General features: G+C 38.8%; 16 protein-coding genes and 1 pseudogene. 10 read left to right on the plus strand and 7 right to left on the minus strand.

Annotation, left to right across the window (positions count from 1 at the left end; translation table 11 throughout):
• The first annotated feature begins 11 nt into the window (after nucleotides 1–11).
• Genes HLI_RS20205 through HLI_RS20220 form a run of 4 tightly spaced genes read left to right on the plus strand, consistent with a single transcriptional unit; the run spans nucleotide 12 to nucleotide 4,987 of the window.
• Complete coding sequence (locus tag HLI_RS20205) at nucleotides 12–542, plus strand: GNAT family N-acetyltransferase (protein WP_128526953.1); 531 nt, start codon at nucleotides 12–14, stop codon at nucleotides 540–542.
• Nucleotides 535–1,890, plus strand: coding sequence for a lysine N(6)-hydroxylase/L-ornithine N(5)-oxygenase family protein (locus HLI_RS20210; RefSeq protein WP_128526693.1), 1,356 nt, complete (start codon nucleotides 535–537; stop codon nucleotides 1,888–1,890). The genes HLI_RS20205 and HLI_RS20210 overlap by 8 nt, the downstream gene beginning before the upstream one ends.
• 26 nt (nucleotides 1,891–1,916) lie before the next feature.
• A complete protein-coding gene (locus tag HLI_RS20215) occupies nucleotides 1,917–3,728 on the plus strand; it encodes an IucA/IucC family protein (RefSeq protein ID WP_128526694.1) in 1,812 nt (603 codons plus the stop codon).
• Between the two features lie 32 nt (nucleotides 3,729–3,760).
• Complete coding sequence (locus tag HLI_RS20220; protein ID WP_128526695.1) at nucleotides 3,761–4,987, plus strand: aspartate kinase; 1,227 nt, start codon at nucleotides 3,761–3,763, stop codon at nucleotides 4,985–4,987.
• A 27-nt stretch (nucleotides 4,988–5,014) separates the two neighbouring features.
• On the opposite strand, the gene HLI_RS21835 is transcribed toward HLI_RS20220, so the two are convergent.
• On the minus strand, nucleotides 5,015–5,161 hold the full coding sequence (locus HLI_RS21835; RefSeq protein ID WP_164908613.1) for a hypothetical protein: 147 nt from the start codon (nucleotides 5,159–5,161) through the stop codon (nucleotides 5,015–5,017).
• A gap of 435 nt (nucleotides 5,162–5,596) precedes the next feature.
• On the opposite strand from HLI_RS21835, the gene HLI_RS20225 reads away from it, so the two are divergent.
• Nucleotides 5,597–5,974: an RDD family protein gene (locus HLI_RS20225; RefSeq protein ID WP_164908614.1), complete on the plus strand. Its 378-nt coding sequence runs from the start codon at nucleotides 5,597–5,599 to the stop codon at nucleotides 5,972–5,974.
• 25 nt (nucleotides 5,975–5,999) lie between these two features.
• On the opposite strand, the gene HLI_RS20230 is transcribed toward HLI_RS20225, so the two are convergent.
• Nucleotides 6,000–6,296 carry a hypothetical protein gene (locus HLI_RS20230; RefSeq protein WP_128526697.1) on the minus strand — a complete coding sequence of 99 codons (297 nt, stop codon included), beginning with the start codon at nucleotides 6,294–6,296 and terminating at the stop codon, nucleotides 6,000–6,002.
• The gene (locus HLI_RS21840; RefSeq protein WP_164908615.1) at nucleotides 6,293–6,454 is read right to left on the minus strand and encodes a hypothetical protein; all 162 of its coding nucleotides are present in this window, start codon (nucleotides 6,452–6,454) and stop codon (nucleotides 6,293–6,295) included. Before HLI_RS21840 ends, HLI_RS20230 begins: the two co-directional genes overlap by 4 nt.
• Before the next feature lie 90 nt (nucleotides 6,455–6,544).
• Between HLI_RS21840 and HLI_RS20235 the strand changes: the two genes are divergently transcribed.
• Nucleotides 6,545–6,763, plus strand: a complete 219-nt coding sequence (locus tag HLI_RS20235) for a WYL domain-containing protein (RefSeq protein WP_241655900.1) — start codon at nucleotides 6,545–6,547, stop codon at nucleotides 6,761–6,763.
• Nucleotides 6,764–6,821: 58 nt separating this feature from the next.
• A complete protein-coding gene (locus HLI_RS20240; RefSeq protein WP_128526699.1) occupies nucleotides 6,822–8,018 on the plus strand; it encodes a class I SAM-dependent rRNA methyltransferase in 1,197 nt (398 codons plus the stop codon).
• Nucleotides 8,019–9,171: 1,153 nt separating this feature from the next.
• Here the strand turns inward: HLI_RS20240 and HLI_RS20250 are convergent.
• From HLI_RS20250 to HLI_RS20260, 3 genes are read right to left on the minus strand one after another with little or no spacing between them, the layout of a single operon-like run.
• Complete coding sequence (locus tag HLI_RS20250; protein WP_128526701.1) at nucleotides 9,172–9,645, minus strand: hypothetical protein; 474 nt, start codon at nucleotides 9,643–9,645, stop codon at nucleotides 9,172–9,174.
• A 42-nt stretch (nucleotides 9,646–9,687) separates the two neighbouring features.
• Nucleotides 9,688–10,413, minus strand: a complete 726-nt coding sequence (locus HLI_RS20255) for a hypothetical protein (RefSeq protein WP_128526702.1) — start codon at nucleotides 10,411–10,413, stop codon at nucleotides 9,688–9,690.
• A 9-nt stretch (nucleotides 10,414–10,422) separates the two neighbouring features.
• Entirely contained in the window at nucleotides 10,423–11,364 is a 942-nt protein-coding gene (locus HLI_RS20260) for a DUF4747 family protein (protein WP_128526703.1), read from the minus strand.
• A 406-nt stretch (nucleotides 11,365–11,770) separates the two neighbouring features.
• Between HLI_RS20260 and HLI_RS20265 the strand changes: the two genes are divergently transcribed.
• The 3 genes and pseudogenes from HLI_RS20265 (at nucleotide 11,771) to HLI_RS22305 (ending at nucleotide 13,007) form a co-directional block, all read left to right on the plus strand.
• A complete protein-coding gene (locus HLI_RS20265) occupies nucleotides 11,771–11,986 on the plus strand; it encodes a hypothetical protein (RefSeq protein ID WP_128526704.1) in 216 nt (71 codons plus the stop codon).
• Complete coding sequence (locus HLI_RS22300) at nucleotides 11,986–12,123, plus strand: recombinase family protein (protein ID WP_431357406.1); 138 nt, start codon at nucleotides 11,986–11,988, stop codon at nucleotides 12,121–12,123. Before HLI_RS20265 ends, HLI_RS22300 begins: the two co-directional genes overlap by 1 nt.
• Nucleotides 12,124–12,651: 528 nt before the next feature.
• Nucleotides 12,652–13,007 (plus strand): annotated as a pseudogene (locus HLI_RS22305) (restriction endonuclease).
• A 369-nt stretch (nucleotides 13,008–13,376) separates the two neighbouring features.
• Here the strand turns inward: HLI_RS22305 and HLI_RS20280 are convergent.
• Nucleotides 13,377–15,173 (minus strand): GmrSD restriction endonuclease domain-containing protein, encoded by a 1,797-nt coding sequence (locus tag HLI_RS20280; RefSeq protein ID WP_128526706.1) that lies wholly within the window; start codon nucleotides 15,171–15,173, stop codon nucleotides 13,377–13,379.
• Nucleotides 15,174–15,368: the final 195 nt, after the last annotated feature.

Raw genomic sequence — 15,368 nt, forward strand, 5'->3', positions numbered from 1 at the left:
TTGATCCAAAAATCGAACAGAGGATAGCTTTTCGAAAAGTGACCTTCGAAGATGTAGAAATCATTCACAAATGGATGAATGAAGAGCATGTCCATCCGTACTGGAATTTGAATATCTCTTTGAAGGCATTCAAAGACCATTTAGCAAAGGCGCTCGCCGATACCCATCAAACGCTTTACTTAGGCTTGATCGATGGCAGGGTCATGAGCTATTGGGAAGCCTACTGGGTGGAAGGGGACATCATAGAAAAGTACTATTCAGCAGCGCAAGCAGATCAAGGTGTCCATTTATTAATAGGGGAGAAGGCATTTCTCGGCAATGGGTACGCCCTCCCTTTACTGCGGGCGATGGTCCACTTCCAATTTCAAGACGAAGGCACGGACAAAGTCATCGCCGAACCGGATATACGAAATGAAAAAATGATCCATATTTTTCAGAAGTGTGGCTTCAATCCGGTTCGACCGGTCAAGCTGCCCGATAAAACAGGGTTATTGATGTTTTGCGAACGAGAAACTTTCGAAAAGAGGTGGCCATATGAATGAAGACCTCCATCCTTCAACAACTATCCATCATGTCATCGGGATTGGACTTGGTCCTTTCAATTTAGGGATGGCTGCACTCATGGATTCAATCGATGATATTCACTGCTTGTTCCTGGAAAGAGAACCGGAGTTTGAGTGGCACCCCGGCATGTTGATTGAAGGGACGACATTACAGGTTCCGTTTTTAGCTGATCTTGTCTCGATGATTGATGTGAAAAACGAGTATAGCTTTTTAAATTATTTGCAGGAACATAATCGACTCTATCATTTTTATTTTCTGGAAAAATTCCACATTCCCAGGAAGGAATACAATCACTACTGCCGCTGGGTGTGCAGGAAGCTCGATTCGTGCCGTTTCGAAAAGAATGTTCTTCAGGTAGAACCGTTAGAACATGAAGGGAAGACCGTCTATCGAGTGACCGTGGAAGACATGAAGTCGGGGACACACGAACATTTCTTAACGGAAAATATCGTCATGGGAATTGGAACAGAGCCTGGCATCCCGGAACCATTCCGCGAACATCTAGGTTCGAAGGTCTTCCATACTTCTGAATACTTATCGAAACGACAAGCCTGCCTTAACGGAGAGACTGTTGCTGTGATTGGGTCAGGCCAAAGTGCCGCTGAAGTGTTTTTGGATGTCGCCAAACAACAGCAAATATCCGGAGGTTCCCTTGAGTGGTATACGAGGTCGAACGGGTTCTTTCCGATGGAGTATTCGAAGCTTGGACTTGAGTATTTCTCACCGGATTACATTGATTTTTTCTATGAACTACCCCAATGGAAAAAAGATGCCCTGCTTCAGAATCAGGAACTTCTATACAAAGGGATCAGTGCAGAAACGATCGGTGAGATTTACGATCATTTGTATGAACGCTCCATTGGAGATGTCGAGCCACCGCTCCATTTGCAAGCGATGACAGAGATGACAGACCTCAGCTGGAATGGAGACACATGGACGTTGAATGGGAAACAGCGGATAAGTGAAGAAGCCGTGGAAACAGAAGCAGATGTCGTCATTCTCGGGACAGGCTATCAGCAAAGAGTACCCGTCTTTTTGCAAGAAATGAATGATGTGATTTCCTGGGATGAATCTGGAAGGTTCCAAGTGAGAAAAGATTATGCTCTGGACACTTCGCTTGATGGTGAAGGGGAAATTTACGTCCAAAACGGGGAAATTCATTCCCATGGTGTAGGCGCTCCCGACTTAGGGTTAGGGGCGTACCGGAATGCCGTGATCATCAATCAAATCGCTGGAAGGGAAGTGTTCCCAATTCCAGATAAACATGTCTTCCAAACGTTCGGAACAGTATCGGAACATAACTCCAGTTACGCAAAAATACGCTGAGAAAATAAATGGAAAGAAGGGGTCCCGTGTTATTCAAAAATGAAGTGCAAGAAACGTTTAAAGCCTCCACCTGGAAAGAGGCCAATCAAAAACTGATCGCTAAAATGCTGGCGGAATATATGTACGAAGATATGATCTTCCCGGAAATTATTTCATCTGAAAACCATCGCCACGTCTATGAACTTGTCATTTCGAGTGGGAAAAAGTATCAGTATCAAGCGGAGCCGCGCCTTTTCAACAGTTTTGATGTGAAATGGTGGACCATCGAAAAGGTCGGGAACGAAACAAGTAGCGAGGCCGAAAGTGCAATCGAGCTGCTTGTCGATTTGCAGGAAATCATAGGCATGTCACCAGAAACAACCGGACATTTGATCAAAGAGCTGAATGCAACGCTGATTGCCGATGCTCATCTTATGACGGAATCATCTAAAACATCTGATGAGCTTTTAAATACGGATTACGCTGAAATCGAAGGATTCATGAAAGGGCATCCGTGGATCACCTACAATAAAGGCAGAATCGGTTTCGGCTACGATGATTACCTGGCCTATGCACCCGAACATCAGCAGGAAATCCGTCTTTCCTGGATTGCTGTCCATCACAAACTGGCAAGCTTTCAATCAGTGGAAGGGCTGACTTATCAAGACTTGCTTGAAAAAGAATTGAGCAAAGAAGAAAGGGAGTCATTCACAGGTGAAGTCCTAAGAGCTGGTTACGATCCATCAGAGTATTACTTCTTACCGGTTCATGACTGGCAATGGAAGAATACGCTGATCCAGAACTTTCCGGAAGAGCTTGCTTATGGATCGATTATCCCATTGGCAGAAGGGAAGGATAAATACCTTCCGCAGCAATCGATCCGCACGTTCGTGAACAGGAGCTCGAAAGAAAAATATCACGTCAAATTACCGATGAGCATCCTCAATACGCTCGTCTATCGGGGACTCCCGGCTGAAAGGACGTTGATCGCACCGAAAGTCACCCAATTGATCAAAGGGATTTACGACCAGGACGCTTTCCTGAAAGAAGATTGCCGGGTCATTCTACCAGGTGAAAATGCCAGCATCAATGTCGACCAAAAGCATTACACAGCAGTGAAAGATGCGCCCTATCAATATCTTGAAATGCTTGGGACGATTTGGAGAGAAAGTATCTACAACTATTTGGAAGAAGGTGAGCAGGCTGTCACATTGGCCGCTCTGTTACATGAGGACCATGACGGGAAGCCGTTTATAAAAAGTGCCGTGGAAGCGTCTGGGCTGAAGACGGACGAATGGATGCAGCAGTTTTTCAAAGTGGTCATGGATCCGCTTCTTCACTACTTGTATCAGTACGGGACCGTCTTTTCTCCGCATGGTCAAAATACGATCATCGTGCTGAAAGATGCCAAACCCCATCGTCTGGCGATCAAAGATTTTGTCGATGATGTGAACGTCACAGACCAGAAGTTCCCTGAGCTGGACGGTTTGACCGACGAACTTAAGTCTGTGCTTAGAACCGAACCGCCAGAAGGCTTGACGCAGTTTATATTTACAGGATTATTCATCTGCCATTTGCGTTATTTGAGTCATATTCTTGAAAACCACCAGCTCTTATCCGAAGAGACATTTTGGCGTTTGCTTGCTGAGTCGATCCACGATTATCAGGACCGCTTCCCGCAATTGGAAAAACGGTTCGAGCTCTTCGATTTCTTCAAGCCAGAGATGACCAAGCTGTGTTTGAACCGGAACCGGATGGTCGATTACGGCTATGCAGATGGAGACGATCGACCACACGCATCGGAATTCGGTACAGTGACGAACGCTTTAGCCCAGTATAAAGAAGCAGCGAAAAGGTAAGGGTTTATCAGGTAAAGAAAGAGGGATTGTCAGTGGCTATTGTTGTACAGAAATATGGAGGCAGTTCATTAGGTACGACTGAAAAAATCCAAAACGTAACCGAACGTATAATAGAAGAAAAGGAAAAAGGGCAGCAAGTAGTCGTCGTCGTTTCCGCGATGGGGGACGCGACGAACCACCTCGTCCAATCGGCAAGAGACATCTCGCTCCACCCTGATGCAAGAGACATGGATTTACTGATTTCCACAGGCGAACAAGTGACCAGTTCACTCATGTCCCTTGCTTTGAAGGAAAGAGGAGCGGATGCCATTTCGATGACAGGATGGCAAGCAGGAATCCAAACGGAAGAGTCTTTCGGCAATGCGGCCATCAGCTCCATCGATTTGACCCGTATCCACCAACATTTGCAAAAAGGGAAAATCGTAGTCGTCGCAGGGTTTCAAGGATGTACATCATCAGGAGAAATATGTACGCTTGGACGAGGTGGATCCGATACGACAGCGGCAGCCCTCGCAGCAGAATTGAAGGCGATCCGCTGTGATATTTTCACAGATGTCGATGGTGTTTACACTGCAGACCCAAGGGTGATGAAAAACGCCAGGAAGCTTCCTTCCATGAACTATGAAGGGCTGCTCAACCTTGCAAAGATGGGAGCGAAAGTCATTCATCCAAGAGCTGTCCAGCATGCGAAAGAACATCAAGTCCCGCTGGTCGTCCGTTCGAGTTTCAACAAAGAAGAAGGGACGAGCATTCATCATCACCACTCCGTTCGTGATGACAGCTCCGCCATCGGACTTACATTCGAAGAGGGCCTCTCCCGCGTGAGATTATATAGCTCAGACGGTGAACCCCTCAAAAGCTCAGCCTTGCTGCAGCTTTTGAAGAAGGAAGAAGTAACAATCAAAGGGAATCAAGTAGAAGCGGACGGTTCGTTCACGGTGATTTTGCGTAATGAAGACCTGTACCAGACGCTCTCATGTTTTAATAGAAATAAAGAAAAAATCGGCATCGGAAGAATGAACCATAGTACTGGTCTGGCTGCTGCCCACCTCGTTTTTATAGACGAACAATCCGCAGATCAGTTCAAAAGCCGGCTGAGTATGCCGACGGAGCTTACTAATACTGATTTGTGGCCTTTTTCAAGCAGACCGGAAGTCTATAGTGTGCTGGTTGATGAAAAGCAGGCGGGTAGAACATGTCAAATTCTTCACGATTCATGTGTAGAATCTTGCTTAGATTTACAGGCTCACATCAATTGAAATTCTATTGGAAAAACCTTTTCACTCTTAAGTAGCTGTTAACGTTTGTTGTTGCTTCTCACGAATCGCTTGTCGGTGGGTGCTTGCCGCGGGCACGGCCTCAGCTAACTTGGTCAAGAAAACCACTTGACCAAGTGGATCTTCGGCTCGCGCTGTTCCCGCAGGCGTCACCACCGAACGCTCATCGTGGAATCAACATTGGCACATCTGAAAATCGCTGTACCCATGCTCCTCCAAAAGAAATGCTGCGCCACCGCTCAAGTAATACGATTTACACAATAAAGGAAGGCATGAAAGTGGGTTCCCAGAGAAGCTTATGGTGAAGTAAGAACTCCAGTGTTCTATAGAAATGATAAAAGAAGCCGAGTTGGACGATAAAATTGTCCAACTCGGCTTCTTTATTTGATGTATAACTCAAAATGTTGTAGTTCTTCAGTAGACTTGGGTAACCTCCACCTGTTTTCTTTGTTCATCTAGGTGAATAGGCAAACCAACCTATGCAAGAACCCATAGGATGCAATAAGCGAAAATTATTAATGTTAGGAGGGGATTCCAATAATAGCTGAACTACACGGCAAGTTTCTTGTCCAACGTTTTCTCGGAGCAGCATTGGAGATTTTGTTTGCAGGATTGATCGCTGTTTTTTATACAGAGCTGATGGATACAGGCCGTGGATATCAACCGAACCCAATCTTTTGGAAAACATTCATCATGACACATCTGACGTTCTTACTCGTCATTCCACTGTTTTCAAATGGAAGAACGATCGGGATGTTATTGACGAACCTTACTGTCACATCCAACAATGGGAAAAAGCCCAACTTTGCTCAAATACTCGCAAGAGCCTTCTTAGGATTCGGTCCTGTCATCGTGTCAAATGGGCTATGGTATTTCATTTCTATTTTTATCAGTCTCACAGATGAGAAAGGGCGAGGCTGGAGCGAACTAGTTTCCTATACGACAATCAAACAAAAAAACCCTCATTGAGTGCGGAATTTCCACCGTGCTTTTTTTATGTTAGAACTGCTTTTCTGCTTCGGAACAGTGAAAAACCGATGATAATGAAGGTCACTAAAATGAGGACCCACATCGCATCCCTGTAAACGGAAAAAGAGAGTGGCTCAATAAATCTATGGTACATTTCTACAAGCAGCCAGCCGATTGGGTAAATCGGTGCCGCTTTTCCATAGGAAGCGTTCAAAATTCTTTTGCCTTCCTCTGTTTTTCCGGCTTTCCCAAAAGAGAATTGGAAAAAAATAAAGACGGCAAATAGGAATAAGGGGATGAGTATTATACCGATTATCATCATTGGCGTTCTTCTCCTTTCGTCAACCTTTCTTTAATGGATTGGTCCAAATAATCATCGACAGGATTGCTTTTTCCGAAATTCCGGAGTCCATTCCCAATGAAGTAACCAGCAAGAGCGAGGCAGACCGCCAAAATGACAAAATCCAAATGAATCTCCATTACTACTCCTCCGTCCATTGATTTATTACCTTTTCTATACGCATCTATATGGGTAAGGTTTCATTTTCTCCAGGGATTCGTTGTATTATAATGGGAAAAGATAGCATCGGACTCATTGGCTGGATACTTACCTGGGTACACAAAGTGAAAGTCATTTCTCCTGAATCGCTCGTCGATCAAGTGAGAGAAGAAGTTCAAGCGATGTACAAGCAAGGGGCGCGAATCAAAAGCATTCATCTCTATCCTTTGCATTTTTATTTCACCCTATTTAACGTTACGGTAAGCCTTAACACAAGTAGGAGTAAATAAAAATGAGGTTTGATGTTACAATGAACAATACGACCAAACAATAGCAAGGGATGACAATATGAGATATACAGCAAAACTAAAAGTAAAACCAAAATCCGTCAAAGATATAACCAACGGCTACCCGTTGATTTCCAAAGATGCCATCGAGAACGACGAAGAGAAGATCGAAGAAGGCAGTCTTGTACAATTAGTCGACAGTAGTAACAACTACATTGCCACAGGGTATTACGGCATTCAGAACAAAGGAATCGGCTGGGTGTTGAGTCGTAAAGAAAAAGAGAAGATCGATCAGACGTTTTTTGCGAAAAGAGTTCGTGAAGCCGTCGAGAAACGGGCGAAGTTTTATGCAACGGAAGATACGACTGCATTTCGTGTGTTCAACGGTGCTGGAGATGGCATCGGTGGATTGACGATTGAATTCTTCGCTGGCTTTTATGTCGTGAACTGGTACAGTGAAGGGATTTATTCGTTCCGTGAAGAGATTTACCAGGCATTGAATGACACCGCTGATCCGCGTGGCGTTTATGAGAAGCTGCGCTTTGATAAGAATGGTCAATATGTGGACCAGGATGATTATGTGTCTGGTGAAAAAGGTGAGTTCCCGCTAATCGTTTCGGAAAATGGGATGAGCTATGCGGTTGATTTAAATGATGGGGCCATGAGCGGTATCTTCCTGGATCAACGGAATGTCCGAAAAGCTTTACGCGATCGCTATTCTGAAGGAAAAACTGTCTTGAACACTTTTTCTTACACAGGCGCGTTTTCTGTCTCAGCCGCTCTTGGTGGGGCGACGGAAACGACGAGTGTCGATTTAGCGAAACGCAGCTTACCTAAAACGATCGAACAATTTGCGGTGAACGGCATTGATTACGAATCACAGGATATCAAAGTGATGAATGTCTTTGATTACTTCAGGTATGCGGAACGTCATGCATTGAAGTTCGATGTCGTTGTACTCGATCCCCCAAGCTTTGCCCGTACGAAGAAGAAGACATTCAGTACGTCCAAGGACTATACGAAGCTCGTCAAAAATACGCTGAAGATTACAAGTGATGGCGGGTTGATAGTTGCTTCTACCAATACTGCCAGCTTTAACATGAAGAAGTTCAAAACATTTATCGATAAAGCCTTTAAAGAGATGAACAAGCGCTACGAGATTGTGGAAGAGCACCAGCTGCCAGAGGATTTCACAGTCCCGCACAACTTCCCTGAATTCAACTATTTAAAAGTCGTGTTTATTAAGGTATTGAACTAGAACGATCAGCCGAAGATACCTCTTTTTGAAAAAATAAAATATATGTTCATATTTGTGATACCAAAAGGGCACTTCTTTCGACTGTAGATACGAGAGAAGTGTTTTTTTATTATATTTAGAAAATAGGAACCCTTATGAACTATATTAAAGCGATCAACCCCTTCTATGACCAGCAAGAATTAAATCCTTAGTGAAAGTGCCCGCCTTCACTCCATTACTACTTTATCATAGTGGTGCGGAAGGCGTTTTTATCAGAATCCAATATTAAATGAATGGAGTATTAAGAAGGGCTCTAGAGGAGAAGCAGAAACTGGAGCTCATCTACATGGATGACAAAGGGAAAATATCACAGAGGGGCAACCGAATCGTGTCGATCAAAGAGGAAACTGTCATCGCTTATTGTTATACACGTGAGACTGTCCGGTCATTTAAGGTTGCCAATATCTTGTCTGTAACCCCTTATAGGGAGAGGCGGAGGTATAAAAAGATACCTTGAAATCAAGTTACCGAAATAAAATGCGTTTTTTCTATGTAAGGTTGCTCTGAAGAGACCATAAGTGGAACATGATAAGAGGTGAGAACCAGCTAATTATTGCATCAATGAAAATCGAGGTGGCGAGTGGCATTCATTATTGATTGCCATTTCATACATTTTTCGCTTGCTAAATACAGCAGGTACTCCATATGAAAAGGGGGCTTATTTTTTATGCTTAAGCATATACATACCCTAGCCCTTTTTAGGTAAGAAGGGAGGGCATAATTATCAAATACTTGAAATTTATTAAAACAGAGAGGTGGGGCAGCGGTATAGGTAACAAAAAAAGCACAACCTTGATATAAGGGGGGCCATGTATTAAATGCTTTTAAATATGAACATATTGACTTATAAATGCAGTGACAACTAATAAAATAGGTATTAAAAAAAATAAGAAGTGCGACCATTTAAATCTCATATTCATAAAAAAGATACGGGTTAACAACAGTAAGAAACATATACAGAACAATATGGTACCGTTTGTGGCTAATAACATAAATACCTTCGCAGAAAAGTCTAGATTTTTGATTAGTGGAATAATACTAGAATTTCCTATAATTAAAGTGAATATTGCAATGAAAATCCCCATAGCACCTAGATATTGATTGGTTATATTGTCTAATTTTTTTCAAAACTTTCTATCCTTTTTACAACTCTTTGATTTTCTTCTAGCTTCTCATTTATTTCTTTATATTTTTCATTTAAATTTTCTTGGATGAGAAAGTTGTAAACATCTTCTCCTGGAACAGTTCTCTCATTTCCTTTTGTCAGGCGTACAATACCATTAGATTTCCATTCCTCTTCTAACTTATAACTTCTTTCAAAACGTACTTTTGTTCCTTCTGTGCCAGATATATTATCTAAAATTGTAATTGATGCTGGAACAAACGTGATTAATCCTTTGTAGAATAGCCCCTTCATAACCTGATTAAATTCTTCATAACTAATTTCATCAGAAAAATATTTATCATAAATATCTTTTCTTATTTTCATTTTAAAAAAAGGGTCATGAAAAGTCGGAACGTTAACATTGTCCCCAATTTTTAAGATTATCTTTTTTTCAATTTCCGTTAACTCCTGAACATCAAACAACCCCATCAATCCCTTATAAGTTTTTCTAAATAACATTCTATATTAGGAGTAGTAATCATTTAAGTATTTTTTAACTTCCTTTTTATTAGGAGAATTACTTTGTTCAGCAAATTCAAGCAACTGCTTTATGAATTCCTCTTTAGATATTCTATCTTTCATTATAGAATTCAAAATAAAGTCTATTCTAATTTCATTTGCCTCATAATGTACGATATTTTCATACTCGTTAATGTTGCTATAATTGTCAGTAATGAAAAACAATCTTATAATGTTACTGATTAAACTAATCGCATAAAAAATAATAAACGTGAAGAAGTATAGGAAAAAGGACAAAAGAATATAAAACACAATTTCAGGAACCAACTCAAAGGTAGTATATAAAGAGAAGTGAAGCAAAAGGAATATCATTATTCCAATACCAATATTGAATGCTAAAAATTCAAAGCTAATGAATATCGTTTGAATAGAAGCATTCGGATTGATTTTTTTAATGGTAGCCAATACTTCTTTGTTCAGTGCACTAAAAATTATTGCTACGCCTGCTATGATAATACCTAACAAAGCAATTAAAGCTTGGATTATATTAAGGGTTATATCTTGTAAAACTTTAACGTAAGTATCAAAAGACCCATACATATCAAATTGGTAAAAAGCAAAAACAATAAGAATTGATATGATAAGGGAAGCTTTACATTCAAATGAACGTATATTTATATAATCTTTCCACTTATTGTTTGTAGAAAATCTATCAAGAATTCTAGTTTTCATCATGTCCTCCTACAATATGTTGCTAACAAGTGCATTTATTTTGCTTCGACATTCTTTAGCAAAATCAAGTAAGCCTGAAGGTTTTTCTATTTTATCTTTAACAGGTTTACTATCGTTGGTTGTATAAAACCTTCCGCTTTTGTTTGTTGCTTCTACATTTACATAACCTTTTAGTGTGGCTTCATCACTAGATAATTTTGAGTGGATTTTGTCTAATTGTTCAATCTCATTGTCAATCATACTTGAATCTACGTTTAAGCCTTCAGGTGCCCTTGAGGTAAACAATATACTTCTTTGTGTTACATTACCATCTTTATAACTATCTAAATATTCTTCACCATTGCTTTGTATGCTATCAAGCAGTTCGTCATCTGGATTGGGAGGCATTATTTCTATTCTTAAGGTTTCTAGTTCACCTATTGATTTCAACTGTTTTTTTATTTCGTTTACATTTAGACCTTCTCTTAATAATGATACTTCAAAGTAATATCTTTCATTCTTTGTAGACATACATTTATTAAGCAATTTTTTAAATACATCATTAAATTTAACGTAACCAAACCTGCTAGTTGTATTAAAGGTTATTATTTCTTTATATAAGTCATAGTAAAATTCAATTCCTTCCGTATGTTCGGCGGGAATCTTTTTGATTTCTCCAGTCTCTCCATTTTCTTCACCTATAAAAATTGTCATTGTTTTAAAGACCTTGCCTGTTATTGTGAAATCTAGTTCATCTTTATACTTCTCAATAGACTTAAATTTATAAATTTCCTTATGAGTGTATGGATTTCCCTCGTCATCCATTTGTATTGCTTCACTCACGTATTCCACATCATCTTTAATTTTTACATATAGTTCTTTTATAACCCGTTCAAACTCTTTTTTATCCTCATACACACGTAAAATATGGGAGTTAATATTCACTTTTGAAAAATATAATGTTTTACTCACAAAAATCACCCTTCCAGATAAAACCATATTGCTTCCATTCAGTTTTCTTACTTAATGAAATTCTACTGTACTATTTTAACATATAAATCCAATGAAACTATTAATTGTTATATTGATGGTAAAAAGTCTTAGTTAGGGTTTCTTAATGGTGATTCCAAAAAGATGTAAAAAGTTTATTGGTTCCGTTACTGGAATTACTCTTTTTTTATGTCTTTAAAATAGTTGAAGTTTCTCCTTTTTAAAATGTTTAAGATATACATTCACCATGTTAGAGTTTGGGTACAACGTTGATAAAAAGGTGACCGTGTAAGATGCACATGGGGTTCCGATAAAGGCAAAGAATTTAAAATTGTTAAGGTTCTGAAAGATACCTATTCATGTAAGACAGAAGGAACTGAAAGACATTATGAATACAGTAATAGAACCTAGAGTTGATGGAACGGGGCTAATAAAACCTTTCTGCCCCTTTGCTATATCTGAAAAGGAAGTGGTAGAGATGAATGAGGGCCTAAGAATTGCAGGTTATAGCCGTGTTTCAACCCAAAAGCAGGTTGAAGGGTTTCCCTTGATGAACAAAAGAAAGCCATACAAAAGTGGTTTGAACTTCATGAACTGGAACTAATAAATATATATGTTGATGAAGGGATATGCGGTAGTAAGTACCATGAAAGAAAAGCTATGCTTCAAATGGTTGAAGAATCGGATTCATTCGACTATATTGCCGTTTATTCAGTGGGTGGAATAAACGGCAGTGGTTAAAGCTTGTGTCAGCATTCGTTCAAGAGACTGTTTCACGATGTATGAATCGGAAAATTCCCCAAAAAAAACGTAGCACCCTATGCTTATTCCTCCTTGGGAAACATTGCACACAAACATGACTTAAAAAAAGGGAGGGTGAAGCAGAAGTTTGAGGGATAGTATTACGATTGGCAGAAGGAAGGCTAATATTTGCAATAGTAATTGTGGTCATATCTTTTTCAATTGGTTTCTAAAATTTGATAAATCTAATTAGAAGATGAATTGTTTTTAAAGAAGCACATTGAAAAGGCTAGCGCGTCAAAAAATATATTATTTAATTAAAAAGCAACGAACGAAATCAAGATCGATGCTCCAAGCTAATTCGTAATTGCACTCCATAATACTACTCAGGCTATAAACAATTCATTGAGAAAAGCAGAAATAAAGTTTCGAATAAAATAGCTAAACTCAATCATGTCAATGAACCCAAGTATTTAGACTATCTTTTAAAATTGCGTGATTTATCCTCTGAAGATTTTTAAGAGAGAAATGTTAAGTCTTTTATTTCACCTTGGATATGGACAAACTAAAGAAAACGTAAAGAGTAATGTTAGGAAAACAAATGACTGGGGACTGGATGGCTATATTGAATTAGATCCCTTAGGGTTAGACAAATTATACATTCAGGCTAGGCGGTGGAATCAAAACAGTGTAGCGTTGAATACATCCAACGATTTTCAGGTTCAATTGATTCCAAAGGTGGCAACAAAGGAATCTTTATTACCACTTCTTCATTTACTAGAGATGCTAAGGATTGTTGTAAAGAAATTAAGAACAATTCATTGCTGTTACTTGATGGATTCGATTTAGTGAAGCTTATGTTATGTAAGAACTTCGAGATATAATGGGAAAAAGCACTAGCTGTTAAGGCTATTGCTTTTTATGTATAAAGACTTAAATCGATAAAACATAATATTTTGAATCGTTTTCCAACGGTAACCACTCGATCTTTAAGTTCCTTCAATTATGTGTGATTCTTTTTTTCTTCCAGTGGGTTTATTTACTTCGCCATGAATTTTAAACGAATATTAGAGTAAAAACCTATGCCTCAGAAGTCTGTCAAATCTTCTTTCGGCATAGGTCTTCTTGTGAGATTATTATCTAGTTGAGCAGAACCTTCTCCTTAGGTGAGAAACGCTTATATTAGCAAACTTTATAAATCACATAATTATTTATACAGATGCCGGGAAGTAAATTAGGTACTGGTATGCTTTCTACAACTTCTCATAGAACCTACGAATTTTTTCCATCATCATCCGTCTTCTCTCTACTAGAAACTCATCAAAATTATTGGCAGTCATCGCAAATACTGATTCAGGAACACAATTCATCTTCATATTTTCTTTTAGTAATGTTTCATCATTAATTTCTCCAATTACAAACTGATTATTTGAAATTTGTTTTCTAACTATATCCATGTACTTTCCAGGTGCCTGGTCCTTGATAGATAAATTAACCGCCTGTTCAGTGTAGACATAGTTCGCGATTTGATTATAATGACGACGGTTATTATAGCCATTATTTTGCAAATATTTTTTAGGGAAAACATGATGGACATCACCACGTTCTTCAATTAATTGTTGGACTCGTATTGACTTTGATAAAAATGCATAATCGTTGTCATAAATCTGTGCCATGAGATAAAGATTGAAATAAGGACTGCTTGCAACAGATGTTTCCAGGTTGTCCATGAAAGTGTTTTCCCAATAAGCATCTGACAATTCCCCGTTCTCAATAGAGGTGATATAATCATTCGGGTTATCAGCATTGGCGAACCGTTTAATATCAAAGTCAAACATTGATTCAGGTGAACTTGAATATCTCTCTGTCAATATTGAAATAACGAGCCACTTTCGTACAGAATGATTTATATCAGAGGAATTAAAGCCACGTTCTCTTAAGAGTAAGAATAAAGCATAGGCAAAGTTAAGGCTGTTCTGAGATCTGATCAATTTGGAATCTATAATTCCGGTAGACTTTAAAATCATGATAAATCGTTTAAAGTTTGTTTCATCCACAAATTTGATGACCCCATCACTCAAATCCCTAAAAGAATTTTCAATGATGTCTTCTTTGTATTCTCTTGTTTCAAAATCACGACCAGACAGCAAACTTACTAAGTTTGACAACCGTCCACGCAAAAATTTAAACGTAAATGCCACCCGTAATACATCAGAATAACTCGGTTCGTAAATGTTTGTATTATAATCTTTAACCCACTTAATTTTATGGAAAGGATCAGAGCCAGCAAATTCACTGTCATTTTTTTTAATATCATCATAAATAGCCGGACTTTTGATTAAATGTGAAAAATAATCGACGGTTTTACGAATGATTGGACCTTTATAAACATCATTAACAGAGATTTTTGACATGGCAAAATCAGCTTGACTTAAACTCACACCAGCTGAATTTATTCTGATGAATATTTCTGTTACGGTTTCGATATCAAGAGTATGATTTAATTCAATGATCCCGAGAGTGCTGTGTTTAATATTTATTAACCGTTGAAGTATTGCATTTAGTTTATCTGGATTCATTTCAGGATTTTCCTGACAATATGTATTGATGAAATTAAACTGACTGAAGGTGTTATTAAATACCTTGGAAATATCAGGTATCCACTTCTTATCTTTTAATATTGCATTATTTTGCACCTCGAATTTTTCTTCAAAAGGATGAAATGCTATTTTAATACGTCTGTTTTGAAACTTCTTATTGAGAACTTCCTTACCAGAAATAGCTGCCATAAGTGCTGTTACACGTTGTTGGCCATCAATTAGAATTCTTTTGCCATGTGATATACTACCGTCCTTTAATCTGGCATCTGGGTTTTGCCATGTGATGATATAACCTATGGGATAATCTTTATACAGCGAGTCTAATAAATCACGAACTTTTGATGATTTCCATACAAACGGCCTTTGGATTTCAGGTATCGCAACGATATCTTCTTCTATCCATCCTAGTAAAGCATTGACCGTACTATTATTGACATTGTAGTTGGACATAATATGCTCCTTTTTCATTTCTCTTTATCACTATAATACCAAAAATCATAGATATACAGAAGGAACCTCTTGGTCATAAACCAAAGTGGGATAGAAAGGTTGGCGGCTTATATAGTCTCCTTTCCATGATAATCTATCATTGGTAAAATATACTTATCAAATGAAGGGGGCTCTAATATACCTACATATAATAAA

The organism is Halobacillus litoralis (genome assembly GCF_004101865.1).
Lineage (GTDB): Bacteria > Bacillota > Bacilli > Bacillales > Halobacillaceae > Halobacillus > Halobacillus litoralis_A.

Excerpts from the sequence above, each read along its gene's own strand:
- HLI_RS20210 (WP_128526693.1), top strand. The coding sequence starts at position 535 with ATGAATGAAGACCTCCATCCTTCAACAACTATCCATCATGTCATCGGG.
- HLI_RS20230 (WP_128526697.1), bottom strand. The coding sequence starts at position 6,296 with ATGATGATAATCGGTATAATACTCATCCCCTTATTCCTATTTGCCGTC.
- HLI_RS21840 (WP_164908615.1), bottom strand. The coding sequence starts at position 6,454 with ATGGAGATTCATTTGGATTTTGTCATTTTGGCGGTCTGCCTCGCTCTT.
- HLI_RS20235 (WP_241655900.1), top strand. The coding sequence starts at position 6,545 with ATGGGAAAAGATAGCATCGGACTCATTGGCTGGATACTTACCTGGGTA.
- HLI_RS20240 (WP_128526699.1), top strand. The coding sequence starts at position 6,822 with ATGAGATATACAGCAAAACTAAAAGTAAAACCAAAATCCGTCAAAGAT.
- HLI_RS20255 (WP_128526702.1), bottom strand. The coding sequence starts at position 10,413 with ATGAAAACTAGAATTCTTGATAGATTTTCTACAAACAATAAGTGGAAA.
- HLI_RS20265 (WP_128526704.1), top strand. The coding sequence starts at position 11,771 with ATGAATACAGTAATAGAACCTAGAGTTGATGGAACGGGGCTAATAAAA.
- HLI_RS20280 (WP_128526706.1), bottom strand. The coding sequence starts at position 15,173 with ATGTCCAACTACAATGTCAATAATAGTACGGTCAATGCTTTACTAGGA.